The organism is Rufibacter hautae (genome assembly GCF_008271695.1).
In the GTDB taxonomy this organism is placed as follows: Bacteria; Bacteroidota; Bacteroidia; order Cytophagales; family Hymenobacteraceae; genus Nibribacter; species Nibribacter hautae.
This window is the reverse complement of sequence record NZ_VKKY01000003.1, coordinates 594,245-620,363: the sequence shown is the minus strand read 5'-3', so window position 1 is coordinate 620,363 and position 26,119 is coordinate 594,245. Positions and strand designations below refer to the sequence as shown.

The window sequence follows — 26,119 nt, the reverse complement described above, 5'->3', positions numbered from 1 at the left end:
TGGTGCTACAATCACTTTTCAGGCGCTTATAACACAATTTTAGATAAGGTCTTCGGCAACGTCCTCACTGCCTAAGAAAGCGGCTGGCTCTTTCGCCACAAAATGCAGGTTACGGGTAAGCCCGTCAAAGCCTGTACGTTTCACCGCCGATTTTCTGAAAACATCCTTAAAAACGTCTTGGGTTAGCTCCAGCCAATCAGATTTGGAGAGGTGGAGCAACTCTGGATGAGGCGCAAACGCCGGTTCTCTGTGTGCTTTGCTGAAGCGGTTCCAAGGGCAAACATCCTGGCAGATGTCGCAGCCAAAAACCCAGTTTCCAAATTTCCCTTCTACTTCCTGCGGGATCTGGTCTTTCAGTTCAATGGTAAAATAAGAGATGCACTTGCTGCCGTCTACCACGTATGGCTGTGAGATAGCGTCTGTAGGGCAGGCGTCCATGCATTTGGTGCAGGTACCGCAATAGTCTTTGATGGGTCCATCGGGTTCCAGTTCCAGATCCAGGATAAGCTCCGCGATGAAAAAGAAACTACCCACGCCCGGCCTGATGAGGTTGCTGTTCTTGCCTACCCAACCCAATCCGCTTTTCTTCGCCCACACCTTGTCCATGACCGGCGCCGAGTCCACAAACACGCGTCCGCCCACCTCCCCAATCTCCTCCTGAATGTAGTTGAACAGCGTTTTGAGCTTGTCTTTGATCACGAAGTGGTAATCCTGGCCGTACGCGTACTTCGAGATCTTGAACGTATCCTCAGCCTGGGTTTCCTCCGGGAAGTAGTTCAGCAACAAACTTACCACTGATTTTGCACCGTCTACCAGCAAGCGCGGGTCCAGGCGCTTGTCAAAGTGGTTGGCCATGTAGTGCATCTGGCCGTGCATGTTCTGGTTGAGCCAATGCTCCAGCCGGGGTGCCTCTTCTTCCAAAAAATCAGCCTTGGACACACCGCAGTACATAAAACCCAGTTCTTGGGCTTTCTGCTTGATGAGGTGGGTATGCTTAGGGGCAAGGTTGAACATTGATTTTTGAGGTAAGCTGCTAGGAAAGAACAAAATTGGGGGAAAAGAATTTCACTTACAGCGTTTTTCTGTGTTTTGGGTTCGTTTTGCGGAAAACAGGTTTAAAAAGGATTTTTTGTTTGGTCATGTAGTCTGTTTGCGCTGGCGTGGCACCGTAGTTTTCCTGGGTGCATGAGCTGAGTTGTTGCATCGCTGGGCTCCGTGCGCTCACGGCCGCGAGGCCCCGCCTTCCGGCATCGCGCTGCGCCAGCTTCCTTTGCTCCCTTCGGTCGCAATGCCTGCGGCACCGGAACCTGACAAGGCGCTCAACCGAAAGGCTGGAAATGGTACAAGTAGTTACAGCCTTTACAGCCCGGTACTGCAAACCTTCCCCTCGTTAGCGGATAAGAAGACCTTTAGGATGTTCTAATTCCCCTCCTCGGAGGGGCAGGGGTGGGTTGATTTTCCATGGTTCAAGTCTGTGACTTGGACCTATAATGATGGGCAGTTTGCAACTGCCGTAGGGAGAGCCTCAAAACCAAGCGCACCTTGATCAGCACTTCCAATCACACCTATTTCTCGACTGCAGTTCTAAAAAAGAAACCTCACAGGTTCAGAAAACCTGTGAGGTTGGATAAGTTTACGTTTCAGAGCTGTTTTGCAGAAATAAGGCCTAAACCAGATTTTACTCAGCGTTATCAAACAGGGTGCCGCTGCGTACATGGTTAGGCGGAATCTTGCCCAAGTGACGGTAGGCGGCTTCGGTGGCTTCGCGGCCCCGGCTGGTGCGCTTGATATAACCTTCCTGGATCAGGAACGGCTCATACACTTCTTCAATGGTCTCAGCTTCCTCGCCACAAGCCGTCGCAATGGTGGAAAGGCCTACCGGACCACCCTTGAACTTGTCAATGATGGTGCTCAGGATACGTTTGTCCATCTCGTCTAAGCCGTTATGGTCTACGTCCAGGGCATTCAGGGCGAACTGCGCGATCTCTACCGTGATAGTTCCGTCACCTTTGATCTGGGCGAAGTCCCGGGTACGGCGCAGCAGGTTGTTGGCGATACGCGGTGTACCACGGCTCCGGCGGGCGATCTCAAAGGCGGCATCCTCATAGATGGGCGAACCCAAGATCTCGGCGGAGCGCTGCACAATGGAGGTCAACAGTTTGGAATCATAGTACTCCAGACGTGAGTTGATCCCGAAACGAGCCCGCAGCGGTGAGGTCAACAGACCAGAACGCGTAGTAGCCCCGATGAGGGTAAACGGGTTCAATGAAATCTGCACAGAACGGGCATTAGGGCCCGAGTCCAGCATAATATCGATCTTGTAGTCCTCCATGGCCGAGTACAGGTACTCCTCCACAATGGGGTTCAAGCGGTGAATCTCGTCAATGAAAAGCACATCGTTCTTCTCCAGGTTGGTGAGCAAACCCGCCAAATCGCTGGGTTTGTCCAGTACCGGACCAGAGGTGATCTTGATATTAGAGCCCAAAGAGTTGGCAATAATGTGCGACAACGTGGTTTTGCCCAGGCCGGGAGGTCCGTGCAACAAAACATGGTCCAGAGCCTCGCCGCGCATGATGGCCGCTCCCACAAATACCTTCAGGTTCTCCACTACCTTTGCCTGACCAGTAAAGTCGCTGAAGTCCAACGGCCGGAGGGCCTTGTCATACTCCTTCTCGGCGGGTGACAGGTGATCGGCAGAGCCGGTTAAATAGTCTTCTCTCATTTGTAAAATCTCTTAGCGGATGAAGCAAAGATTCAGATGTAAAGATAACAGTATTCCTCCTAGAAACGGTCCATTAACGCATGAAAAAGCATTCTTTTTGCTATTATTTTTACCAAAAACCATTCACACAACTAACTATTTTAGCAAATTTATTTCTAACCTGGTTTCTTCAAAATGGCCGGAAAACAAGAAAGGCAGCCACGTTTTCGCAACTGCCTTTCTTGTTTACAATAAGTATGTTGGTCTTATGGCTGATCAAGATACCTCTTCTCCATTTCTTCTATGTGTTTCAGTTCCTGCGGATCAGTATTAATCTTTTTCAGGCCTGCCCAAGCTTTATTTCCCTCACTTACAATATTGAGCCATTGCGGATCATTCAAAATTTCTAATTCAGTTTTATTCTTCTCATCATAATGGTCAAGGGAGGTATGAAAAGAAAGGATAGTCTCTAATTCTTTGTCAGAAATGAATCCATTTTGGAACTGAGTCCTGTAGTTATCCTCAATACCCAAGTCATTGAAGTATTTACATATGTCTTCTGAGTAGAACCCAATTTCGTTAGGAAACTTTTGTTCCAGCCAAAGGCCTTTCAGGTATTCTAAGTGTGAGAATCCGAACAGCATACTAAGCCAGCGGAACCGCCAGCTTTTTCTCTGCTCTGTCTTCTCATCTTCTTTCAAACTATTTAAAAGCTTGGATGCCGGTAATATCGGCGCCGGTGATGAGCAGGTGGATGTCGTGGGTGCCTTCGTAGGTGATCACGCTTTCCAGGTTCATCATGTGGCGCATGATGGGGTACTCGCCCGTAATGCCCATGCCACCGTGAATTTGGCGTGCTTCGCGGGCCACGTGCAAGGCCATGTCTACGCTGTTGCGCTTGGCCATGGAAATCTGCTGGGTAGTGGCTTTGCCTTCGTTTTTGAGCATGCCCAGACGCCAAACCATGAGCTGGGCTTTGGTGATCTCGGTGACCATCTCGGCCAGTTTCTTCTGGATAAGCTGGAACGAAGCGATAGGTTTATCAAACTGGATGCGCTGTTTGGCGTAGTTCAGCGCCGATTCATAGCAGTCAATAGCTGCCCCAATGGCTCCCCAGGAAATGCCGTAGCGCGCCGAGTCCAGGCAACCCAATGGACCTTTGAGGCCGTCAATGTTGGGCAGCAGGTTCTCTTTGGGCACTTTCACGTTATCAAACACCAGCTCGCCGGTGGTGGAGGCGCGCAGACTCCATTTGTTGTGGATCTCGGGGGTGGTGAAGCCTTCCATGCCGCGCTCCACAATCAGGCCTTTGATGCGACCCTCCTCGTTTTTGGCCCACACCACAGCCACCTGGCTCTCGGGAGAGTTGGAGATCCAGAGTTTGGCGCCGTTGAGTAGGTAATGGTCGCCCATGTCTTTGATGTTGGTGACCATGCCGCCCGGGTTAGACCCGAAATCCGGCTCGGTCAACCCGAAACAGCCCAGCCACTCACCGGAGGCTAGTTTGGGCAGGTATTTCCGGCGCTGTTCCTCAGATCCGTAGGCGTAGATGGGGTACATCACCAGCGAACCCTGCACCGAGGCCGTGGACCGCATGCCAGAATCGCCGCGCTCAATCTCCTGCATGATGATGCCGTAGCTGATGTAGTCCAGCCCGCCGCCGCCGTACTCCGTGGGAATCGTTGGGCCGAAAGCCCCCACCTCGCCAAACTTGGGCACAATCTCAGACGGAAAGTGCGCGTCCTGCGCCCACTTCTCAATATTGGGAGAGATTTCGCGCTTCACGAAATCGCGCATGGTCTGCCGGATGAGCTTGTGCTCATCGGTGAGCAGGTCGTCTATGTTGAAATAGTCTGGGGCGCCGGAGTTGTCTGAAGCCATAATTTGTGGGATTAACTGCGATGTCTGTTTCCAAACTTAACAAGAAACCGCACCTCCGCCAACACTTGTTAGCAAAACCTTTCACGCCATCGATTTCGCTGTTCGTTTTTGTGTTGTTTTCCGGAAAACAGGCGAAAAATAGAAGCAGAAGGCAGTCCATAGAGAGATAAGCCATGCCTTTTTAGCTGGCGCGAGCCTCTGGTTCGTGTCCGCAGGCATTCCAGATGGTTCTTTCCTGCTTTTCAGAAATTAAGCTTTCTGGCCTATCAAAGCCTCCCCCTCTTTTGTCATCTTGGAAAGATCTTGTGAGACAACTTTAATAGCGCTTACTTCAACGCCTATTTAGTTTGCCCACAAGGTCCTTTCAGGATGACAAATCGGGATTAATCGTTCAGAAATGCGTGCGGACACGAGCTGGAAGCTCGCGCCAGCGGCCTCGTTAGGCCTTAAACAGAAATCCCCGGCAGCGCGAACTACCAGGGATTTCTGTTTTGACCTATTTTTCTGAAAACGGCCTAGAAACGAAGGCTGATCTGGGCCATGAAGTTGCGAGGCGCCTGCGGGAAATAGTAGTTGTAGTCATGGCGGTTGGTGTCTCCGGCGTACAGCTCGGTGAAGGTGTAGCCGTTGGCTTCGTACTCTTCGTTGAAGACGTTGTTCACCAGCAAGCCCAGTTCCACTTCTTTCATCCAGTTCACCGGCTGGAAACGGTAGAACACGCGGGCATCGCCCACCTCGTAAGGTCGGATGCGGCGGTTTTGGCTACCGGTGTTGTCCAGGAACTGCTCACTCACGGTCTTGAACTGGAACGCGAACCGCAGTCCGGTCAAAGGCTGCACCTCCAGTTGGGTAGACGTCACGAAGCTGGGCGAGTACGCGATGGTGGTCTCGTCATACTGGTTCACCACCACATCTTCGGGGTTGTAGTCAATGGGCAGGGTCTCGGTGAACTGCTTGATGCGGTTGCGGCTCAAAGAGAAGTTGGTAGAAAGGCGCGCCAGTTCACCCAACCCCACGCCGGCGGCCAGTTCGGCACCGGTGCGGTAGCTTTCCGGGATGTTGGTTCTGAGGGCCGTTCCTACGTTGTTGAGCTGACCGGTAAGCACCAGTTGGTCTTTGTAGTCCATGTAGAAGTAGGTCAGATCAGTAGTAAAGCGCAGCGGCAGGCCGTTCAACTCTCCCAGCGGATAATTCAGGCGATAACCGGCTTCGTAGTCAATCATGCGCTCTGCCCGGGCCTTGTCATTGACCGGACGGTCCACGAAGTCTGAGCGGGTAGGCTCGCGGTGCCCAACCGCCACCGAGGCGTACAGGCTGTTCTGGCTGGAGAAAGCGTACGTAACGCCCGCTTTCGGGTTGAAGAACCGGTAATCGGCGCGGTTGGTGACGTCGCGCTGGTCATCATCTGTCCCGTCAACTTTGTAATCTACCGTCCGGAGCTGGATATCCCCGAAAAGGCTCAGTTTCTCGGTGGCTTGGAGCGTGGCCTTGCCATACACGTTGAAATCGGTTTTCTGGGCATCGCCCTCGTAGTAACGGTGGCGCGGCCGGATGGTGGAGGCGTACTGCGCCCAAATCACTTCGCCAAAGTGGTCTCCGGCGTAGCGGTTCCAGCCGCCGCCCAACACCGCCGACAGTTTGCCCTGCCCGTTGTACTGAAAAGAGAAAGTGCTGCCGTAGAAGTCATTGTCCAGCCATTTGCGGCTTACCAGGTCGGTGCGGGTGATAGCCGTCCCGCCTGCCATTATAGGCGGAATGTTGTAGTTGGTGAGGCGCTCGTTCACCTTGAACTGCTCATAGAACCCAAACCCGCGGGTGTAATGCAGGGCGGCATTCAAGGTAAGGGCCCGGCTGAACTCGTGGGCGTAGTGCAATTGGTAGTGGTACTGCTGGTAATCGTCTACCTCGTTGTCATAGGGGATATCGGTGCTGCCGTAATCGGTGCCGGCGGAGTTGAAGGTGCGGTCGGTTTTCAGGGTTTCCTCGTCTACCCCGTTCCAGGCCTGGTACGTTACCTCGTGGCCGCCAAACACCACTAGCTTGAGCAAATCCTTGGCGCCATAATACCCTCCAGACAAGTAGAACGATTTCAGGTTAGAGGAGGCCCGGTCAATGTAGCCATCTGAGGTGATTCTTGACAAACGCCCGTCCACGGCAAACTTTCCGCCCAGAAGGCCGGTGCCAAACTGCACGTTGTTTTTCCAGGTGTTGTAAGACCCATAGGCGTTGTCGGTGCGGGCGTAGGCCTCAGGGCTGGCATCCTGAGTCTGCAGGTTCAGGCTGGCGCCGAAGGCTCCTGGTCCGTTAGACGAGGTGCCCACGCCGCGCTGGATCTGCACATCCTGCAGCGAGGAGGCAAAATCTGGCATGTTCACGAAGAAAACGCCGTGGCTCTCGGCGTCATTCACCGGTATTCCGTTCACGGTCACGTTGATGCGGGTGATGTCTGAACCCCTGATGCGCATGCTGGTGTAGCCTACCCCGGCCCCGGCATCTGAATTAGTCACCAGAGAAGGGGTGTTTTCCAGCAGGTAAGGCAAATCTTGCCCAAAATTGCGGCTCTCCAGTTCCTGTTTGCCCACGTTGGTGTAGGTGGTTCCGGTTTTCTCATTCGCGCGGGTGGCCGTTACCAGAACTTCCTTGGTGGCCACGCTGGTGCGGGTAAGGCTGAAATCCAGCGGAGCCGAAGTTGGCACCGTGACGGTCTGGGTGGCGTTAGCGTAGCCCAGGTAGCTGATCTGCAGATGGTAATCGCCGGTAGGCAGGTTGGAGAAAGTGAATCGGCCGGAGGCATCGGTGAGGGTGGCGCGGTGGCTGGTCCCCAAGGTGACGGTGCTACCGGTAAGCGGAGCCTTTGTGGCAGCATCTACTACGCGGCCAGACAACGTGTTCTGTGCCATGGCAAACCACGGCAGCAGGCAGCCCAGAAGAAGGGCTAAAGCTTTTTTCATGTGAAAAAGTGAAAAATAGATAAAACAACCAGGAGCCACCAGGGGCCGGTGCTCCCACTCTGTTTTGTTCCCTTGTTTTTCCCTTCGCCGGCATTACCCGGATCAGGTTCAATGGGTATGATCTCAGCCCGTTATATTAAGGCACCCCTAAACTGAGGCAAAGCTACGCCCGTCTTCCTGCAAAACCAATGAAGCCAGAAAGAACTTCAAATATTTTTTTGCTTCATCAGTCAACATAGCACGGCCCCCATACGTTGAACAGAAAAGAGTCGCCAACCCGGCTGTGGATGTGATGTGAGACTTTTAATTCATCGGATTTTATGATGATTGTATACTCTTTGGCCATGTTTGCCTTGATTGCCTTTTTGGCGCTGGCCCCACGTAAAAGAATGAGCGTACCGCCGCAAGATGACAATGACGATGACGGAGGCGAACCAATCAACGATGGTTTACCCGATCTGGACCTTCCACCAGGCATCTGCCTGCCCATCAATGACTGGGAACCTGATTACAATAGGTCTCTGGTAAAGAACACCCTATAATTTTATCCATTTCCTGGAGTGCCAAAACCCGGAAGCATGGCCCAGAAAGCTAAGCTTCCGGGTTTTCGTTTTCGGGCTGATTTTCTGGAAATGGGCTCAAAAGAGGGAACCCACCCCACCCCTCCCAGGAGGGGGGAATTATCGGCTACTGACTCGGAAGGCCGATCTTTGGGGTACTTCGCTTTTAGAAACCGGTTCTGTGCTTCAGATTGAGGCATGTTTTCGAAAAACAGGGAATAAAAAAAATCGGCTAAGACCTTTTGTTAAGATCTTAGCCGATTTTTTTTATGGTTCGCTGGCTTACTTCTTGGCTACTGCCTCTTGTTTGGCCACCAGCTCAATGTTCAGTTCCACGTCATCCATGATGGCTTTGTCACCGAGGTTCTCAAAGAAATTGCCGGAGCGGAACTTGATGTCCCACTTGGTGCGGTCAAACTTCAGGTTGGCTTTGGCGGTGGCTACGCCTTTTTTCACGGTTACCAGCGCCGGGAAGGAGATCTGGTTGGTGATGCCTTTGATGGTAAGATCGCCGGTGATGGTGTAGTTGGCGGCATCGCCTTTGGCATTCTGCTTGGGTGTCAGGTTGGTGATGGCGAACTTGGCCGTAGGGTTTTTCTCCACTGAGAAGAAATCGTCTGACCGAAGGTGGTCTACGAGTCTTTTGTTGGAACCGCCCTGCAGGTCAGTATTGGTGATGGAGGTCATGTCCATGATGAAGGTTCCGCCGCGCAGGTTCGCTTTGTCCATGAGAATGGTGCCGCTGGCCAGGGCGATGTTGCCGGTGTGCTCGCCGGTTACTTTGCGGCCAGTCCAGGTGATTTTGCTTTCGGCGGGAATCACTTTGTAGTTCTGCACGGCAGCGGCAACCACGGTTTTAGCGGCTTTTACCTTGGCCGGCGTACCTGGTGCCGCCATATTAAAGGCAGAAACCCCTACAGCGGCCGCTACCAAAACAGAGAGGAAAACTTTTTTCATGGAAATAAAGGGTAAGTGGGTTAGTATAAAATGCTTTAACGCTATAAGGTATGAAAATTTCAGCTTCTGACTTTGTCCAGGAGGTTATTTAAAATCTCGGCCTCTTCCTCAGTCAGGTTGTTCAGGCCGGTGAAGCCTGCGTTGCCCAGACCGTCCATCTCGGTGAGCAGGTCCAGGCCTTTCTGGGTGATGAGGATGTCTACGGTGCGGCGGTCTGTGGGGCACTGCTCGCGGGTGACCAGTTCCTTGGCCTCCAGTTTGTCTACAATGCGCGAGGCGTTGGAGGTTTTGTCCAGCATGCGGTCAATGAGCAGGTTCACCGTGGCCGGCTTGGGAAACTGCCCCCGCAGGATGCGCAGCACGTTGTACTGCGGCAGCGTGACCCCGTAAGACTTGAACATAGCAGACTGCCTTTGCTCCAGCCAGTTGGAAGTGTAGACCATGTTGATGTACGCTTTCTGGTAAACATCCTTGAAAACACTCTGCTTAATTTCTTCTTCTATTTTCATCTTGATCTCCAGGCTTCAGGCAATACTCAAATATATGTTCCTACCGCAAAATCAGCAACTTAGCGGGGCTTTTTCTGCGGCCGGCACAAAGATACTACCAACATCCGGCTTCCTTCGTGCGTATTTCCCGTGAATCTATTCCCAAACGGCGCATGGCAGACATTTTTCTGGTTTCCTGGGCAGACCTGTTCTCCAGTCCTGAGAACATGATCCGGTACGGCGGCCTCACCCTTATCTTGGCCATCGTGTTCCTGGAAACCGGCCTGCTCATTGGCTTGGTCATTCCCGGGGGCGACTCCCTTTTGCTGGCCACCGGTTTATTGGCGGGCGCCGATGTGCTCTCCGTTCCGTTGGCGGTGCTGTTGGTCAGCATGACCGCTGCTGGCATAGCCGGCGATCTGCTGGGCTTCACCATTGGCCGGCGGATGGGCAAGAAGCTTTACCGGAAACAGGATACCTGGTACTTCAAGCGCAAGAACCTGGAGCGCGCCGAGAAGTTCTACCGCGAGAAAGGCAAATCTGCCATTGTGCTGGGCAAGTTTGTGCCGGTGGTGCGCACCTTCAATCCGCTGCTGGCCGGGGTCACGGGCATGGAAATGGGCAGGTTTCTGCTCCTGAGCGGCATGGGCACTGCCCTCTGGATCTGCTCGCTGGTACTGGCCAGCTATTACCTGGGCCAGCAGTTCCCGCAGTTGAAGGACTATCTGCACTACGCCATTCCGGTCATTATCCTGCTGTCCATCCTTCCGGGCATCTTCCAGTACTGGCAGGAGCGCCGGAAAGGCGCCAACGCGTAAGCAAGTGCGCAAGGCTGTTTTCGGCCTGTTTTAGAGAAATCATCGTATAAATACCCAAAACCACCAATCACCTTTATGCTACATAGATACCTTTTAGCCGGCGGCTTGTTTGTAGGCGTTCTTCTTGCCCCGGAGATGGCGCAGGCCCAGAATGCCTCCATCGGGAAAAGCGAGCGCGGCCGCACCACCACAACCAGCGTAGCCCCGTTACGGCAGGGCATTATCATGCGCAACGGCAAAATGATGGAGATCAACGGCCAGCAATTCACTCCTTTGACCCAGGCCCGGACTTTCCCCAACGGCGCTACGCTGCAACCAAACGGCACGTTGACGGCATCGGGCGGGGAGGCGATCCAGCTGAACGAAGGCGACCATGTAGACCTGAAGGGAAATATGCACCGCACCACCGTGATCACGCACAGAAGCACCACCGTCACCGGCGACACCACGGGCATAGGCAAACAGCTGCTGCAAGCCCAGCAGATGAACGACCGCCTCCGGCTTCTCCAGGAAAAACAGCGGGTACTGCAGCAAAAGGGCGAGCTCCTGCAAAAAACCGTTCAGAACAAGCCCAGTCAAACCGAGCTGAAGAAACTGGACACCGACTTAGCCAAACTCCAGCAGCTGATTGCCACCGAAGAGAAGAAAAAGCAATAGTAACAGCTGCATTTAAAATAAAACAGAACGCCTCCCAAATCTTTGGGAGGCGTTCTGTTTTAGGGGCGATTTCCTAAAATCAACTCGAAAATCAAAGCTGAAAATATCTTAAAGGGAGACCTTAATTCTATGAGTTTATCTAAATACCCAAGGATATAACTATTTATATATCAAGCTTAGTGTTTATACCTAATTAAAGGAACTAATATCATTTTTCACAGCTATTCACCACCCAACCCGTACACCAAGTTCATCATGTTTAATTTTTTACTATGAAAAACAACAACGTATGGATGCTCTTATGGGCATTGATGGTAAGCTGTACCGTACTTTCTTCTTGCAGTGACGACGACGATGACGCCATGGATCAGGATAAAACCCGCGTGGCAGCCTTCTTACAGTCCGCAGCCCAAAGTGATATGTTTGAGATCATGACCGGCACTATGGCCCAGGAACAGGGCATGACCGATGACGTGCAAATGTTTGGCGAAATGCTGGTGGAAGACCATACCATGACCGCTGGGCAAATCATGGAGATGGCAGATGAAAGAGACGTTAACCTGCCCACCACGCTGCCTGCGGCCAAAATGACCATTGTTAACCGCTTAGACAGTGAATCAGGCATCACCTTTGACAAAGACTTCGCCAATGCGCAAGTTCAATCGCATCAAGAGGCCATCGCCCTGTTTGAGACCGCTGACCAGCAAATCACCGATACAGAGGTGCAAGCCTTCATTGATGCCACTTTACCTGCTCTCCGGATGCACTTACAGCATGCCCAACAGGTAAAAGCCACCGTGGATGGCATGTAAATGTGCTTGTATTTAGCGTTAAAAAGGCCCCCTGTCTTTATAGGCAGAGGGCCTTTCTTTTTAAGTGCCGATAAGTTCAGATAGCGCTTCTCCTAATTTCAAGCTGTTTTATGAAAACCAGGCCCGAAAGGCCTTTGGCGGCTTACGGCTGTTCCACGGGGTACAGGCGACCGGCTTCTTCTTTCACCAAGTTGAATGGCTCGTCCTTCACCACCAGCATGCCGTCCAGATCCAGCAGGTGCACGCCGTGGGCCAGTTGCAGCGCCGACCAAATGGCCATGGAAGTCTCCATCATGCAGCCGATCATGGTTTTCAGGCCTAGGGTCCGGGTCTTCTGCAGAATGGCCAATCCGTTGAGGTAACCGCCGGCTTTCATGAGTTTCATGTTCACGCCGTGGAACTGCTGCTGTAGGAGTTCCCAATCGGCGTGGTCAGTGACAGATTCATCTGCGAAGAGGTCATAGGGCGAGCGTTTTTTCAGGTACAGGTATTCTTCCTGCAGGTCTGAGGGCATGGGCTGCTCAATCATGAGCACGGGGTATTTTTTCAGCCCCTCAAAGAAACGCATGAGGGAATCTGGGTCTTGCCAAGCTTCGTTGGCGTCAATGATCAGGCCCTGGTTGGTGGCTTTGACCACCTCAGAGAGCATGTCCAGGCCGCTTTCCTGGTTTACTTTCACCTTTAGGTACTCAAACCGGTGCAGGCCGTGCTCTTTGGTGAAGGCGGCGATCTTGCCGGGGTCCATGATGGGGTAGGAATACGCCGTAGGTGCCGAGGTCACGGGCTGTACGCCCAGAAATTCTGATATGGTCTGCCCGTTTCTGCGGCAGACGTAATGCACGAAGGCAGATTCTATTGCAAACCTAAGCGCCGGCAAAACCGCGTGCAGGCTCATGAGGTGCTGCAGTTCCTCCACAGATTCTACCTGGGCCAGGCCATTCTGCTGCAGCGTCTGGAACTGCTCCTGCAGCAAAGCGGGGGTCTCGCCGTAGCGGGTGTTGGGCGCGGCTTCTCCCCTACCCTGAAATCGCTCATCACCAACGGTCACAAACAAGTTGGTTTTCACGTCTGAGGCATTGCGTGAGATTTTCCAGGTATAGCGCAAGTTGAGGTCCCGGGCCTCCAAATTCCAGTGTAGCATAGCAAATAGTAGGGGTTGCAGACTCCAAGTGTAGTAAAAAAGAAGCAAAGGTCCATAAAAAAGGTGCTTTTGCCCGCATCTCTCAAAATGAGCCCCAAAGCTCTTTGGCTCTTTAGGAACCGGAAGAAAAAAGTATATTTGTAGGTTCCAAGACCTTAGCTGGCCCTTTTGGGCTGGTGAACAAACTAAACCAAAACCTCCGCTCTTCCTTTTCCCTGAAGGAAGGGAGCTTACTTCTTTTATGAAAAAATCCACGCTCGCCATCTCGGCTTTTGTGATTCTCACGGTGGCTGTTGTGCTCACGTTGTGTCAAAACTACGGCCTTGTCGCCCTGCCTGAAGTTGTCCTGACCGGCATCCGCTGGGTGGGTATCCTAATCCTGATGCTGTTTGCCCGGCAGAAGAAATCCCTCACCACCTGGATTCTGGTGAGCATGGTCATTGGCGCCGAGATTGGCTACACTTTCCCGGAATTCGCCTCAGGACTGAACGTTTTAAGCAAGATTTTCCTGAAGTTGGTGAAAACCGTTATTGCGCCGCTCATTTTCGCTACGTTGGTGGTGGGCATTGCGGGCCATTCCAACTTGAAACAGGTGGGCAAGATGGGCGGGAAAGCGCTGATCTATTTTGAGATTGTCACCACCATTGCACTGTTCATTGGGCTGGCCGCCATTAACATCAGCCGGGCCGGCGACGGCATCGTGCTAAAAGGCCAGACCAGCGATGAAATCACCGCGCCGCCGGCCCAAACCTGGCAAGACATCATTCTGCACATTTTCCCCGAAAACATCGCTAAATCAGTGGCCGAGGGACAGGTACTGCAGATTGTGGTGTTCAGCGTGCTCTTCGGGATTGCCCTGGCCATGCTGAACGAGCGCAAGCGCCGGCCGTTGCTGGAAGTCACTGAGAGCCTGGCCGAGACCATGTTCAAGTTCACCAACATCATCATGTTCTTCGCACCCATCGCGGTGGGCGCCGCCATTGCCTACACCGTAGGCCACATGGGCTTCGGGATTCTGGTGAACCTCTTCAAGCTTTTGGCGACGCTCTACGTGGCCTTGATTGCTTTCTTGTTGCTGGTGCTGCTGCCGGTGGCGCTCCTCTTTAGAATTCCGGTGAAAATGTTTGTGCAGGCCATCGCAGAGCCGGTGTCCATTGCGTTTGCCACCACCAGTTCAGAGGCCGCCTTGCCGCGTGCCATGGAGGCCATGGAGTCGATCGGCGTGCCGCGGAAGATTGTGGCGTTTGTCATGCCCATGGGCTACAGCTTCAACCTGGACGGTTCCACGCTGTACCTATCGCTGGCGTCTATCTTCGTGGCGCAGGCCGCGGGTATTGAGATGCCCTGGGAACAGCAGCTATTGATGGTCTTCACCCTGATGCTGACGAGTAAAGGGATTGCCGGGGTGCCGCGCGCCTCTTTGGTGATCTTGCTGGGTACGGCCGCTTCGTTCAACCTGCCTGTAGAACCAATCTTCATCATCCTGGGTATTGACGAACTCATGGACATGGCCCGGACCTCGGTGAACGTGATTGGCAACTGTCTGGCCACCGCCGTGATTGCCCGTTGGGAAGGCGAGTTCGTGGACCTGGACGCCCCACGGGCGCTGGAGACTATCTAACACAAAATCTGACCAGAGGATATCTTTTACCAGGAAAAATTCGTTTCTCCTTCATCCCCGTGTCATCACTCCTTTAAAGTACTTCTGAAGATGCATTTCCGTTTGTGTTTTTTCGCTTTCCTGGCCCTGGGGGCTTTTGCCTGCTCCCGTCCGGCCGCTACTTCAACCGTTGAACAGTCTGGGTATTCTGCCGCAGGGCAAACAGGCCTGGACGCGAACAAGAACCGGGAGGAGAAAGCCAAGGCCGGCAACGAAAACATCCTTATTGGGGCCGTAGACCGTGCCGCCTTTGAGAATGCGCCCTACAGCACCTGGTTCCACCCGGCCTACCAACGCTACACGCCCAACCCGAAAATCATGGAAGAACTAGTGCCTTTGCTGGAAACCATCACCGTGAAAGCCTACATGGGCAGCTGGTGCGAAGACAGCCAGCGCGATGTGCCTCGCTTCTACAAACTCCTGGACCAAGCCCACTTCCCGCATTCCCGCCTGCACCTGATAAGCCTGCGCGAAGACAAAACCGGCCCTAACGGCGAGGAAAAACTAGATAACATCACCGCTGTTCCCACGTTCATCCTGTACCGCGAGGGCAAAGAACTGGGCCGCATTGTGGAAACCGCCTACCCTACCCTTGAAATGAACATGCTCACCATCATCAAAGGCACGGGCAAATAAGCGTTTCAGGCCTGTTTACACCAAAACAGCCCCAAAGCACCTAAAGTATTCACTAAAAAGAGAATCCGGATTCTTCTGAGCACATCAGCAAGAATCCGGATTCTCTTTTTAGGCGAGCGCTGTTTTACAGCCGATTTATTGAAATCAGGTGCGAAGCCAATGGTGAAAGCCTATCTATTTCAAGCCTGATTTATTTAAAACAGCCTTAAAACAGAAATCCCGCTTCTCCGCCTTAGGTCTGTTCCTGGTTTTGCGGGGAAGCGGGATTTCTGTTTACTTAGTATTTTACCGATGCTTCCTCAGGCATTGGGTAAGCCAGGCCTCGGCGGCGGTACGGTCATCGAAGAGTTTCACCTCAAATTTGCCTTTCACGCGGGCCTGCAACTGATCTGCCGACTGGGCGGAAAATGTGCTAAGGTTGTCCAGGTGCGCCCAGTATTTCAACCCGACCTTTACCGCGTACGGAATCCAGTTCTGCTCCAGCCAGTCCATGGACCCATCCCAGCGGCCTACCAGGTTCCGGTTATCGTTCAGCACCGCAGAGAGGCCCTTGGCCTGCAGCCAGTCCAGATATTTGAAGGCTCCTTTAGCCACGTTGTCATGGGTGGGGTACCCAATCCAGTTGTTATAGATCCAGGGCCCATTAGGCTGAAGGTCAATCTGCAGGAAAACTTTTCCGGTAGGCGTAAAAATTTCTTCCAGGCGCGTAGAGGTCTTTTCCTCTGAGAGCGATGTGTACATCAATGGTATGAAAAAGTCGGGTAGAGGTTGTTTTGCGGGTGAAATCACCGTTCAGCAGGCGGGTGCCCGCAGGCCATATGCCTTGGTATACCGGCGAAACCACTGCTTTAGCGATGGACAGAAACTGCCCTTGTTTAGTTCCTTCCCGTAGAAAGATGTATTTTTGCCCGAATTTCATTCGCTCATGCTTTCTTCTGCTTCTCTCCCCCTCTCCAGAAAAACCCATAGAATAGCCGTTGGCACCCTCTTTTTCATGCTGGGCTTGTGCTTTTCCAGTTGGGGTTCCCGTATTCCTTCCATCCAGCAAAAACTGCATCTTTCAGAGGCGGAGTTGGGCGCCGTGCTCTTCGCGCTGCCGGTGGGCCTGATGCTGTCCTTGCCGTTCACGGGCTGGCTTACGTCTAAAATAGGCAGCCGGAAGGTGGTTACCATTGCCCTGCTGCTGTACAGTTCCACCCTGGTGCTCATTGGTATGAGCCAGAGCGTGCTGCACCTCACGTTGGTGCTGTTTCTGTTCGGGTTTGGAAGCAACATGGCCAACATCTCGGTGAATACGCAGGCGGTGGGCGTGGAAAGCCTGTACAACAAATCCATCATGGCCTCTTTCCACGGTTTGTGGAGCTTGGCGGGTTTTGTGGGCGCCGCCATCGGTACGCTCATGATCGGTGCCGATGTGGAGCCGCTTCAGCACTTTTTCATCATCATGGCGGTGATCATTGCGGGCCTGGCCATTGCCTACCAGTACCTTTGGCCCAAAGACGCCCCGGCACCCACCGATCAACCGTTGTTTGTCATGCCAGACAAATCGCTTATGGGCCTGGGTCTGATTGCGTTTTGTTCGCTTATCTGCGAAGGCGCCATGTTTGACTGGAGCGGTGTGTATTTCCAGAAAGTGGTAGGCGCTCAAAAGGCCTGGATTGCTGCCGGTTATACCGCCTTCATGAGCACCATGGCCTTCACCCGCTTCATCGCCGACTGGCTTACCACCAAACTGGGCCTGAAGAAAGTGCTGCAGCTCAGCGGCACGCTCACGGCGGTTGGGCTAGCTATCTCGGTGATTTTCCCGCACATGGTCACAGCCATCATAGGTTTCCTGCTGGTGGGGGCTGGGGTATCGGCGGTGGTGCCGCTGGTGTACGGCGTGGCCGGAAAAAGCAAGACCATGGCGCCTAGCATGGCGTTGGCCGCGGTGTCTACCATCGGCTTTGCCGGATTTTTGGTGGGTCCTCCGCTCATAGGCATGCTGGCGGGCCTGAGCAGCTTGCGGTTGTCTTTTGCCACCATCGCGCTCATGGGCGTGAGCGTAGCCCTGCTTTCCAGCCGGGTTAAATCGGAAGAGGCCTAATTCCTTTTGCAGGCTTTTTTGCCATAAATTTTATAAAATGCCCTTAAATCACATCTGATGTGGAGTGATTGCGCCTGCCTTATTACTTTTACCTCAACGTATCACCGCTTTCCACCTAAATCAATGAAACGACGTAAGTCTTTTTCAGCACTCCTAATCTTCCTGTACCTGATGAGTTCTTCCGGCGTTTGGGCGCAGTCCCATAAGTTTGACCAGTACCCTACCCCCGTAGAGGCCAACCTCTGGACGACGTATTCACCCAAGGAAACAACGTTCAAGCTTTGGTCACCAGTGGCCGAAGAAGTAATCCTTAAGCTTTACGACAAAGGCAACGGCGGCGCGGCGCGGGAAAAACTGTCCATGGTGAAGGGCGAGAAAGGCTTGTGGTCACTTACCGTGAAGCGAGACCTCAAGGGCGTGTACTATACCTACCACGTGAAAACCGGCGGCCATTGGCTGGACGAAACACCCGGCATCTACGCCACGGCGGTGGGCGTGAATGGCCAGCGGGCCATGGTCTTGGACCTGGCTTCCACCAACCCTGCTGGCTGGGCGCAGGACAAAGGCCCTACCGTGAAAACGCCCAACGAAGTGGTTTTATGGGAAGCCCACGTGCGCGACATCACCACACACCCTTCCTCGGGCAGTACCAAAGCAGGTACGTTTCTGGGCCTGGTAGAGCCCGGCACCAAGAACAAGGATGGCCAGGCTACCGGCATTGACCACATGAAGAACCTGGGGGTGACGCACATCCACCTGCTGCCTTCCTTTGACCACCGCTCCATTGACGAGGCGGCCCTAAGTAAACCGCAGTTCAACTGGGGCTACGATCCGCAGAATTACAACGTGCCCGAGGGTTCCTATTCTTCCGATCCCTTTAACGCCGAGGTCCGCATCAAAGAATTCAAGCAGATGGTGAAGGGGTTCCATGACCAGGGAATGGGCGTGGTGCTGGACGTGGTCTACAACCACACGGGCCTCACCAAAGGCTCCAACTTCAACTTGGAGTTCCCCGATTATTACTACCGCCAGACCTCCGAGGGAAAATACTCAGACGCCTCGGCCTGCGGAAACGAGACCGCCAGCGAGCGCGCCATGGTGCGCAAGTTCATCATTGAGTCCTGTAAATACTGGGCGCGGGAGTACCATCTGGACGGTTTCCGGTTCGATCTGATGGCCATCCATGACCTGGAGACCATGAACCAACTCACCGCCGAGTTGAAGAAGATCAACCCCAACATCATCATCTACGGCGAGGGCTGGACTGCCGGCCAAAGCCCCCTGCCCGACAATGCCAAAGCCCTCAAAGCCAATACGCACCTCCTGCAGCACACCGCCGCCTTCTCAGATGACATCCGCGATGCGATTAAAGGCTCGGTCTTCGATGAGAAGTCAAAAGGCTTTGTGAGCGGCGCCCCGAACACCGAGGAAAGCATCAAGTTTGGCGTGGTGGGCAGCATTGCGCATCCGCAGGTAGAGATCAAGAAGGTGAACTACTCCAAGGCGCCCTGGGCCCGCGAGCCCTGGCAGGCGGTTTCTTACGTATCCTGCCACGATAACCTGACGCTGTTTGACAAGCTCAAAGCCTCCAACGAGAAAGCCTCTGCGGACCAGCTCAAAAGGATGCACCTGCTTTCCAATGCCATCGTGCTCACGAGCCAGGGAACCGCTTTTCTGCACGCGGGCGTGGAGCTGATGCGCACCAAAAACGGCGAGCACAACAGCTACAACCTCCCCGATGCCGTGAACCAGATCAATTGGGACTGGAAAACCGCCCATCAGGAGGTCTTCACTTACTACAAGAACCTCATTGCCCTGCGCAAGGCCCACCCGGCCTTCTGGATGCCCACTGGCCAGATGGTGAACAGACACCTGGAGTTCAAAACCACTTTCCCGGGTTTGGTAGGCTACCAACTCAAAGACCACGCGCACGGCGATTCCTGGAAGAACATCTTGGTGTACTACAATGGCCGCGAAACCGCCGCCGACATCCGCCTGAACGGGGAATGGACCGTAGCCGCCGAGGGCGAAACCATCCAGCTGCAGGGCGGCCGCAAGGTGAAAGACAAAATAGCCGTTCCGCCGGTGTCTATGCTTATCCTGTACCAGGAGTAGTTTCCGGCTTTACTTTTGGCCTCTCCGCGGCGGCGTTTTTCCTCTGTTTTTGGAAAATCAGCTTAAAAACAGGGTAGCCCACCAGAGAGCGCCTGATATTTCTGCCTGGTTCTTAACAGGTGGGTTGTGTACTCTTGCCTCTTCGGATCACCCCATTTTGGAAGCCCGTGTCCACGGATTGGCTTTTTTCTGGTACTGCCCCCGATGTTTTGAAAACGTTTTGGGCAAATCAGCTTTTAAACAGCTTCTTCTCTGCCCTGCCTGCATTCTGGTGTTCTCCAGATGGTAGCCCCACCCCATTGTTTCAGGCCTGTTTTCTGAAAAACAAGCTGAAAACCCCAAGTACTTGTCCTGCTTAAACCCAATTCTACTAAAAGCTTTTGACCGATATATCTGCTGGAGCGGGGAAATAGTTTGCTAATTGAAAAATCCAGGCGAGGTGGCGAGGCCGTAAGTGAGTCATCATTTACCTAACCAATCCAAACAAGATCTAATGAAAAAGTTATTTTATCTGTTCGCCGTGGCAGGCGCTATGGCCCTGACCACTTTTAACGCTTCTGCCCAGACCGCTTCTGCCAACGCCAAGGAAAAAGGCGTGATGGTAGGGGGTGCCCTTATGGTACCTTCCAAAAATATTGTGGCCAATGCGCTGGGCTCCAGTGACCACACCACCCTGGTGGCCGCTGTGAAAGCCGCCGGCTTAGCGGAGACCCTCATGGGCGCAGGTCCTTTCACGGTGTTTGCCCCAACCAACGCTGCCTTTGCCAAACTTCCGGCCGGTACCGTGGAGACGCTGCTTCAGCCAGAAAACAAAGCCAAACTCACCTCGGTGCTGACCTACCACGTGGTCCCCGGCAGACTGCAGGCCAAAGACCTGAAAGACGGCCAGAAGCTGACCACCGTGCAGGGCGAAACCTTAACCGTGTCTAAGAAAGGCAACGATGTGATGATCAACGGTGCACGCATCTCTACCCCAAATGTGATGTCCAGCAACGGCGTAACCCACGTGATTGATACCGTGGTCCTGCCCACCATGTAATTTCCTTTCCCTTTTCATGCCAGGAAGCCTGCCTTTGGTGGGCTTCTTTGTTTTAGGGCCATTTCCAGGATTTCAGCCCGTAAACGCAACTGACTTCAGGCTCTCTTTCCGCGCACAACCCAGACGTGGGTCCCTCTGAAGTCTTCTTTCTTCCCTTTGCCGGGGTTTGTTTTTGCCAGAAAACGGCCGCCCACATAATGAGAGCCTTTTTATGTATCTGGCCCCCTGTTTTTCCGTTAAAAGCCCTGTATGCAATCCAACGATTTTCAGATAAGTGTCTCTTCGTTTCCGTTCAAGGCTAGTTTAAGCCTAAAGCCCATTATATCTTACTGGCAACAGTTTCAGGATGACTGTAAGAGCAGCTTCACGCTGAGCGCCCAAGAAGTAAACCGGCAACTGCAGGAGGTACCAGAACTGTTGGACCCCATCACGGATGTAACCGCGCTGGACGATGAGCACCATTGCCTCATAGAGTTGCTCATGACGGCCATTTTTCCGCCGGCCACCCATGAGTCTGAGGCCAGCGGCGCGGTAAGCCCGCGCTATGATGCCAGCTTCTATTTCACCAAGCCCTTCAAGCAGATCATCCTCAATGACCATAACCACCTCAAGCGGCCGCTCAACATAGACGACCAACGCATGCTCTTTAACCGGGTGCGCATGGTGTACCTGCTCATTCTGGAGAAATTCTACCAGGTGCAGGTGCCGCACGAGGAGTTCCTGATCTATACCGTGCCAGATTACCAACTGGGGCTTTACCGCCACTACAACGTGGTGCTGAACACCCAGTTTCTGGACATCACGCCCACCCAGACTCTGCCCGACCTCAGCGAGGAAGACATCCAGACCATGCTGGACAACATCCGGGACATGGACATCTGGATGGAGCTGTTGCCGCCGCAGAACTTTGAGATCAGCGGGTTCTACATCATGAGCCTGCGCGACGTCACGGACCAGGAAGTATTGTCCTCGCTCAAGAACGATCTGCTGGAGCGCGATGTGATGCTGGCCCCCGACCGGTTTGAGCAATTGCAGGAAAAAATAAGGGTTCTATTTAAGCGGCCGCACCTGCAGTTGGGCGTGGCGGCGTTCCACAAAAACAAGAGCGCATTCGTCAACTTCGGGAACAAGATCAACCACAGTTTCCTGCTCCAGAGCGAGATCACCAGCTCCAGTTACGCGGGTTTTAAGGCCATTTATGACGAACTGGTGCGAGACGGGGCGCCATTGGTGATCAAGAACGTAGAAAACTCAAACCAGCTCCCCAGCGGGGTGCGCGAGGAGATGCTGAACATGGGCATCAAAAACATTGTGCTGGCCTTGCTCCGCTACGGCGATGACCCCATCGGTATTTTAGAACTGGGCTCGCCCCAACCAGGCGATCTGGACAACTTCTCCATTTCCAAGGTAGAGCAGTTTCTGCCCTTGTTCTCGGTGGCTGTGAACCGCAACTCAGAGGAGATTGAGGCTCGCGTGCAGTCGGTGATCCGGGAGAAATTCACCGCCATCCACCCGGTGCTGGAGTGGCGTTTTAGGGAAGCGGCCATGAACATGTTGGACAAGATCAATGCCTCGCCCATCGCGCCCAGCCCCGAGATGGAGGCCATCATTTTCCCTGATGTGTACCCGCTTTACGCCGTGGCCGACATACGCAGTTCCAGCACCGAGCGTAACACCGCCATCTTAGGCGACCTGGTAGAGCACTTGGAACTGGCCGAGAATGTGCTGAGGAAAGCCGTAGAGGTACATGCATTGCCTATCCTGGACGAACTCCGGTTCTCGGTCTCTAAGCACCTGCGCCAGCTTAGGAAGGGCGTGTTGGTGCAGGACGGTATCACCATTTTTGAGACCCTGCGCACCCAGGTGGAACCCATGTTCCAGTTTCTGGAGGCCACCAACCCAGAACTGGTGGAAACCATCAACACTTACCGCGAGGCCATGGACCCCAACCTGGGAATCCTGTACAAACGCCGGAAAGCCTTTGAGGAAAGCCTTACCCTCATCAACGAGACCATCTCTGAGTACGTGGAGCAGGAAGAACTCAACGCCCAGGAAATGTACCCGCATTATTTTGAACGGTTTGTCACCGATGGCGTGGAGCTAAACATCTACGTGGGCCAGTCTCTGGTGGAAAACATGCCCTTTGACATCATGTTCCTCCGGAACCTGCGGCTCTGGCAGTTGATGGTGATCTGCGAGGTGGCCCGCCGCACGCAGGCCCTCAAACCCAAACTGAAAGTGCCCCTGGAAACCACCCAACTGATTCTCATCCACAGCCAGCCGCTGGCCATCAGGTTCCGGCAAGACGAGCGCAAGTTTGATGTGGACGGCGCCTACAACATCCGCTACGAGATAGTGAAGAAACGCATTGACAAAGCCCTGGTGCGGGACACCGACGAACGCCTCACCCAACCCGGCAAGATCGCGATTGTCTACTCCCAGGCCCGCGAGGCCAACGAGTACCTTGAGTACATTGAATATCTGCAGAACAAAGGCGTCTTAACCGAGGAGGTGGAGCAACTGGAGGTGGAAGACCTGCAAGGCGTAAGCGGCCTCAAAGCCCTTCGGGTGCAGATCAAATGCTGAAGGAAGTGGAGGATTGAATACTCTAAAATCGTCAACCCACCCCTACCCCTACGAGAAGGGGAATATCAGGTAAAGTAAAAACTAAGAGAAGATAGAATTTCGGAATAAAGTAGATCTTTGGACGGGTTTGCAAAATCCCCTCCTCGGAGGGGCAGGGGTGGGTTGACGCTTGCAGATTTGTTTCAAAGGTTTCTCTTTCAGAGCCGCTCCCACGCATCATTTCAACCCGATTTTCTAAAAACAGCCATAAAACCGTATGCCAGATTCTACCGCCCACCGCATCCAACTTTTGCAAGGAGACATTACCAAAGTAAAGGCTGATGCCATTGTGAATGCGGCTAATTCAAGTCTGCTGGGCGGCGGTGGCGTAGACGGGGCCATTCACCGGGCGGGCGGACCCGCCATTCTGGAAAATTGCCGAAAGATTGTGGCCCGCCAGGGCGGCTGCAAAACCGGCGAGGCGGTGATTACCACAGGCGGCAGGTTACCAGCCCAGTACGTCATCCACACGGTAGGGCCGGTCTGGAACGGAGGTCACAAAAATGAACCCGCCTTACTGGCCAACTGCTACCGCAACTGTTTGGCACTAGCCCAGGAACATGGCCTTAAAACCATCGCTTTCCCCAATATCAGCACGGGCATATATGGTTATCCCAAAGACAAAGCCGCGGCCGTGGCCGTGCAGACAGTCCTCCATTATCTGGCGCAACATGACGTACCGGAGCAAGTAACATTTGTTGTCTTTGACCCTGAAAACCTGCGTTTGTACGAGGAGCAGTTGGCCCATCTAAAGTCTTAGTTGGCTGGAAACCAATCCGCTGCTTTAAGCCTAGAAATCAAAAAGGACCTTGCAAATAGATTGGAATGACTCATCAGTTGAGGTCTTCCATGTCTTTTGCAAGGTCCTTTTTTGAGGAAAGATCAGTAAAGCTACGTAGGCTGCTACTTATAAATACCTGTGGTGAGGCTTATACCAGGCCAGGCACTTCCACTACTTCGTTGACATCGGTGCCGTATTCCACGCCTTCCACTTCAAACCCGAACAGGTTGAAGAAATCGGTGCGGTAGCCTTGGAGGTCTCCAATTTCGGGAAGGGTTTCGGTGGTGGCTTGCTCCCAGAGGGCAGCAACTTCGGCCTGCACGTCCTCGCGCATCTCCCAGTCATCAATCCGGATTCTGCCTTTCTCGTCTACCGGCACGTCTGCCCCGGCGAAGAGTCTTTCCTGGAACAGGCGCTGGATCTGCTCAATGGTCCCCTCGTGGATGCCTTTGGCTTTCATCACTTTGTAGAGCAAGGAAATATACAGCGGAATCACCGGAATGGCCGAGCTGGCTTGCGTCACCAGGGCCTTGTTCACAGACACATAGGCTTTTCCGTTCAGGTCTTTCAGGGAATCGGTGATGGTGAAGGCGGTGGCCTCCAGGTGGTCTTTGGCCCGCCCGATGGTGCCTTTGCGGTACACGGCTTCGGTTAAACCCGGCCCGATGTACGAGTACGCCACGGTGGTGGCGCCCGGTGCCAGCAGATCGGCGGCTTTCAGGGCATCCATCCACATGGCCCAGTCCTCGCCGCCCATCACGGCCACGGTGTTTTCAATGTCCTCCTCAGAAGCCGGCGTGATGCTCACCTCAGACACGTTGCCGGTATGGAAATCAACGGTTTTGTTGGAGAACGTCTGCCCGATGGGCTTGAGCACGGAGTTGTGGACAACGCCGGTTTTAGGGTGCACCCGGCGCGGTGAGGCCAGGCTGTAGATCACCAGGTCTACCTGTCCCAAATCGGTTTTGATGAGGTCCAGCGTTTTCTGTTTGATCTCGTCAGAGAAGGCATCGCCGTTGATGCTTTTGGCGTACAGGCCGGCTTCATGCGCGTGTTTCTCAAAGGCGGCAGTGTTGTACCAGCCTGGTGAGCCTGGTTTCCCCTCGGCCGAAGGCTTCTCAAAATAAACCCCGATGGTAGCCGCATTGGCCCCGAAGGCGCTGGTGATTCTGGAGGCCAACCCGAAACCGGTGGAGGCACCAATGACCAAAACTTTCTTAGGGCCTTCCACAGAACCCTTGGATTTCACATAGTTAATCTGGTTCACTACATTCTGCTCGCATCCTTGGGGATGGGCGGTGAGGCAGATAAAGCCACGTACTCTGGGCGTAATAATCATATGATGCTGGTTTAACAGACGGGTCTGTACGTATGGGATGTCGTTTGCAGGCGTAAATTTGTCATTTTTATTGAGAAAATACACCAGAGACCACGCTTTGCTGTCGGGTTTAGGGGCTAGTTTCCAGAAAACAGGCTAAAATCAGGCTTTTCTGTTAGGGCTGCTGCATTTCCTTGTCTACCCGCCGGCCAAACCTTTGCTGCAGTTTGTTGAGCAGGAAAATAGCGATGATAAGCCAGAAAATGCCCGCCGCCCAGCCCGCCAGCACATCTGAGGCGTAGTGCACGTTCAGGTACACGCGGCTAAACCCGATGAGCAGAATCCAGATACCCAGTAAGATGCTCAAAAGCCATTTAAGCCAGACCTGCCGCACATTGGTCCAGACCAGGTACACGAGCAAACCCCAGAACGCCCCGCCAATCATGGCGTGTCCGCTGGGGAAACTGTTGCCGTTCACCTGCATAAACGCGGTAACGGGCCGGGGCCGGTCAAAGAAAACCTTCATGCTCTGGTTGAACAGCGTGGTAGTGGCTGAGATGGCGATGATCTTGAGGGAATAGAAGCGCCACTTTTTGAAAACCAGGAAAAGCAGCGCCAGCCCCAATGACCCGAAGATGAGAAAGTTCTTAGACCCAAAAAAGGTGATGAAGTACATGGCATCGGTGGTCTCGGGATCAGTGAGGTCACCGGCAAAGGCGAAGGCGGCTTGGTCCAGGGCTTTTTCCTGCTCCACAAACACCACGGTGGCCATCCAGAAAAACAACAAGGCACAGCCCGCAAACACCAGCCAGGCCACCACCATCTGCAGGGTTACCACCGCCAGAAACGCCCCCGCTTTCTTTCCTTTCTGTTCCACTTCTTCCTGCATAGGC

22 protein-coding genes and 1 riboswitch are annotated in these 26,119 nt (G+C 53.5%); of the genes, 11 read left to right on the top strand and 11 right to left on the bottom strand.

Annotated features, from left to right (window positions below; all coding sequences use genetic code 11):
* Positions 1-39: 39 nt before the first annotated feature.
* From queG to FOA19_RS19005, 5 genes are all read right to left on the bottom strand, one after another.
* The gene (gene queG, locus FOA19_RS19025) at positions 40-1,014 is read right to left on the bottom strand and encodes a tRNA epoxyqueuosine(34) reductase QueG (protein ID WP_149092427.1); all 975 of its coding nucleotides are present in this window, start codon (positions 1,012-1,014) and stop codon (positions 40-42) included.
* A gap of 664 nt (positions 1,015-1,678) precedes the next feature.
* A complete protein-coding gene (gene ruvB, locus FOA19_RS19020) occupies positions 1,679-2,722 on the bottom strand; it encodes a Holliday junction branch migration DNA helicase RuvB (protein ID WP_149092426.1) in 1,044 nt (347 codons plus the stop codon).
* Between the two features lie 245 nt (positions 2,723-2,967).
* On the bottom strand, positions 2,968-3,402 hold the full coding sequence (locus FOA19_RS19015) for a hypothetical protein (protein WP_149092425.1): 435 nt from the start codon (positions 3,400-3,402) through the stop codon (positions 2,968-2,970).
* 1 nt (position 3,403) lies between these two features.
* A complete protein-coding gene (locus FOA19_RS19010) occupies positions 3,404-4,582 on the bottom strand; it encodes an acyl-CoA dehydrogenase family protein (RefSeq protein ID WP_149092424.1) in 1,179 nt (392 codons plus the stop codon).
* 515 nt (positions 4,583-5,097) lie between these two features.
* Positions 5,098-7,533 (bottom strand): TonB-dependent receptor, encoded by a 2,436-nt coding sequence (locus FOA19_RS19005; RefSeq protein ID WP_149092423.1) that lies wholly within the window; start codon positions 7,531-7,533, stop codon positions 5,098-5,100.
* Positions 7,534-7,594: 61 nt separating this feature from the next.
* Positions 7,595-7,692: riboswitch (TPP riboswitch) on the bottom strand.
* Between the two features lie 161 nt (positions 7,693-7,853).
* On the opposite strand from FOA19_RS19005, the gene FOA19_RS19000 reads away from it, so the two are divergent.
* Positions 7,854-8,075, top strand: a complete 222-nt coding sequence (locus tag FOA19_RS19000; protein ID WP_149092422.1) for a hypothetical protein — start codon at positions 7,854-7,856, stop codon at positions 8,073-8,075.
* Positions 8,076-8,375: 300 nt separating this feature from the next.
* Here the strand turns inward: FOA19_RS19000 and FOA19_RS18995 are convergent, their stop codons facing one another.
* The gene (locus tag FOA19_RS18995) at positions 8,376-9,050 is read right to left on the bottom strand and encodes a YceI family protein (RefSeq protein WP_149092421.1); all 675 of its coding nucleotides are present in this window, start codon (positions 9,048-9,050) and stop codon (positions 8,376-8,378) included.
* 59 nt (positions 9,051-9,109) lie between these two features.
* Entirely contained in the window at positions 9,110-9,559 is a 450-nt protein-coding gene (locus FOA19_RS18990; RefSeq protein ID WP_149092420.1) for a MarR family winged helix-turn-helix transcriptional regulator, read from the bottom strand.
* Between the two features lie 152 nt (positions 9,560-9,711).
* On the opposite strand from FOA19_RS18990, the gene FOA19_RS18985 reads away from it, so the two are divergent.
* The 3 genes from FOA19_RS18985 to FOA19_RS18975 all read left to right on the top strand — a co-directional run bounded on the left by FOA19_RS18985 (position 9,712) and on the right by FOA19_RS18975 (position 11,825).
* A complete protein-coding gene (locus tag FOA19_RS18985; protein ID WP_149092419.1) occupies positions 9,712-10,356 on the top strand; it encodes a DedA family protein in 645 nt (214 codons plus the stop codon).
* Positions 10,357-10,431: 75 nt separating this feature from the next.
* Positions 10,432-11,013 carry a DUF6799 domain-containing protein gene (locus tag FOA19_RS18980; protein ID WP_149092418.1) on the top strand — a complete coding sequence of 194 codons (582 nt, stop codon included), beginning with the start codon at positions 10,432-10,434 and terminating at the stop codon, positions 11,011-11,013.
* 272 nt (positions 11,014-11,285) lie between these two features.
* The gene (locus tag FOA19_RS18975; protein ID WP_149092417.1) at positions 11,286-11,825 is read left to right on the top strand and encodes a DUF4142 domain-containing protein; all 540 of its coding nucleotides are present in this window, start codon (positions 11,286-11,288) and stop codon (positions 11,823-11,825) included.
* A gap of 142 nt (positions 11,826-11,967) precedes the next feature.
* Here the strand turns inward: FOA19_RS18975 and FOA19_RS18970 are convergent, their stop codons facing one another.
* Entirely contained in the window at positions 11,968-12,966 is a 999-nt protein-coding gene (locus FOA19_RS18970) for an enolase C-terminal domain-like protein (RefSeq protein WP_190300471.1), read from the bottom strand.
* Positions 12,967-13,207: 241 nt separating this feature from the next.
* Here FOA19_RS18970 and FOA19_RS18965 point away from each other — a divergent pair, with 241 nt between their 5' ends.
* Positions 13,208-14,587 carry a dicarboxylate/amino acid:cation symporter gene (locus FOA19_RS18965; RefSeq protein WP_149092415.1) on the top strand — a complete coding sequence of 460 codons (1,380 nt, stop codon included), beginning with the start codon at positions 13,208-13,210 and terminating at the stop codon, positions 14,585-14,587.
* A 90-nt stretch (positions 14,588-14,677) separates the two neighbouring features.
* Positions 14,678-15,262: a thioredoxin family protein gene (locus FOA19_RS18960; protein ID WP_149092414.1), complete on the top strand. Its 585-nt coding sequence runs from the start codon at positions 14,678-14,680 to the stop codon at positions 15,260-15,262.
* A gap of 285 nt (positions 15,263-15,547) precedes the next feature.
* On the opposite strand, the gene FOA19_RS18955 is transcribed toward FOA19_RS18960, so the two are convergent.
* Positions 15,548-16,003 (bottom strand): hypothetical protein, encoded by a 456-nt coding sequence (locus tag FOA19_RS18955; RefSeq protein ID WP_149092413.1) that lies wholly within the window; start codon positions 16,001-16,003, stop codon positions 15,548-15,550.
* A 163-nt stretch (positions 16,004-16,166) separates the two neighbouring features.
* Between FOA19_RS18955 and FOA19_RS18950 the strand changes: the two genes are divergently transcribed.
* The 5 genes from FOA19_RS18950 (at position 16,167) to FOA19_RS18930 (ending at position 23,887) form a co-directional block, all read left to right on the top strand.
* A complete protein-coding gene (locus tag FOA19_RS18950) occupies positions 16,167-17,348 on the top strand; it encodes an MFS transporter (RefSeq protein ID WP_223808983.1) in 1,182 nt (393 codons plus the stop codon).
* A gap of 123 nt (positions 17,349-17,471) precedes the next feature.
* Positions 17,472-19,463, top strand: coding sequence for a type I pullulanase (gene pulA / locus FOA19_RS18945; RefSeq protein ID WP_190300470.1), 1,992 nt, complete (start codon positions 17,472-17,474; stop codon positions 19,461-19,463).
* A gap of 493 nt (positions 19,464-19,956) precedes the next feature.
* A complete protein-coding gene (locus FOA19_RS18940) occupies positions 19,957-20,502 on the top strand; it encodes a fasciclin domain-containing protein (protein ID WP_149092410.1) in 546 nt (181 codons plus the stop codon).
* Positions 20,503-20,751: 249 nt separating this feature from the next.
* A complete protein-coding gene (locus FOA19_RS18935; RefSeq protein WP_149092409.1) occupies positions 20,752-23,088 on the top strand; it encodes a GAF domain-containing protein in 2,337 nt (778 codons plus the stop codon).
* Between the two features lie 256 nt (positions 23,089-23,344).
* Positions 23,345-23,887 (top strand): O-acetyl-ADP-ribose deacetylase, encoded by a 543-nt coding sequence (locus FOA19_RS18930; protein ID WP_149092408.1) that lies wholly within the window; start codon positions 23,345-23,347, stop codon positions 23,885-23,887.
* 169 nt (positions 23,888-24,056) lie between these two features.
* Here FOA19_RS18930 and fabV read toward each other — a convergent pair whose 3' ends face one another.
* Together fabV and FOA19_RS18920 are read right to left on the bottom strand one after the other, a co-directional pair.
* Positions 24,057-25,247 carry an enoyl-ACP reductase FabV gene (gene fabV / locus FOA19_RS18925; RefSeq protein WP_149092407.1) on the bottom strand — a complete coding sequence of 397 codons (1,191 nt, stop codon included), beginning with the start codon at positions 25,245-25,247 and terminating at the stop codon, positions 24,057-24,059.
* 154 nt (positions 25,248-25,401) lie between these two features.
* On the bottom strand, positions 25,402-26,115 hold the full coding sequence (locus FOA19_RS18920) for a phosphatase PAP2 family protein (RefSeq protein WP_149092406.1): 714 nt from the start codon (positions 26,113-26,115) through the stop codon (positions 25,402-25,404).
* Between the last annotated feature and the right edge of the window lie 4 nt (positions 26,116-26,119).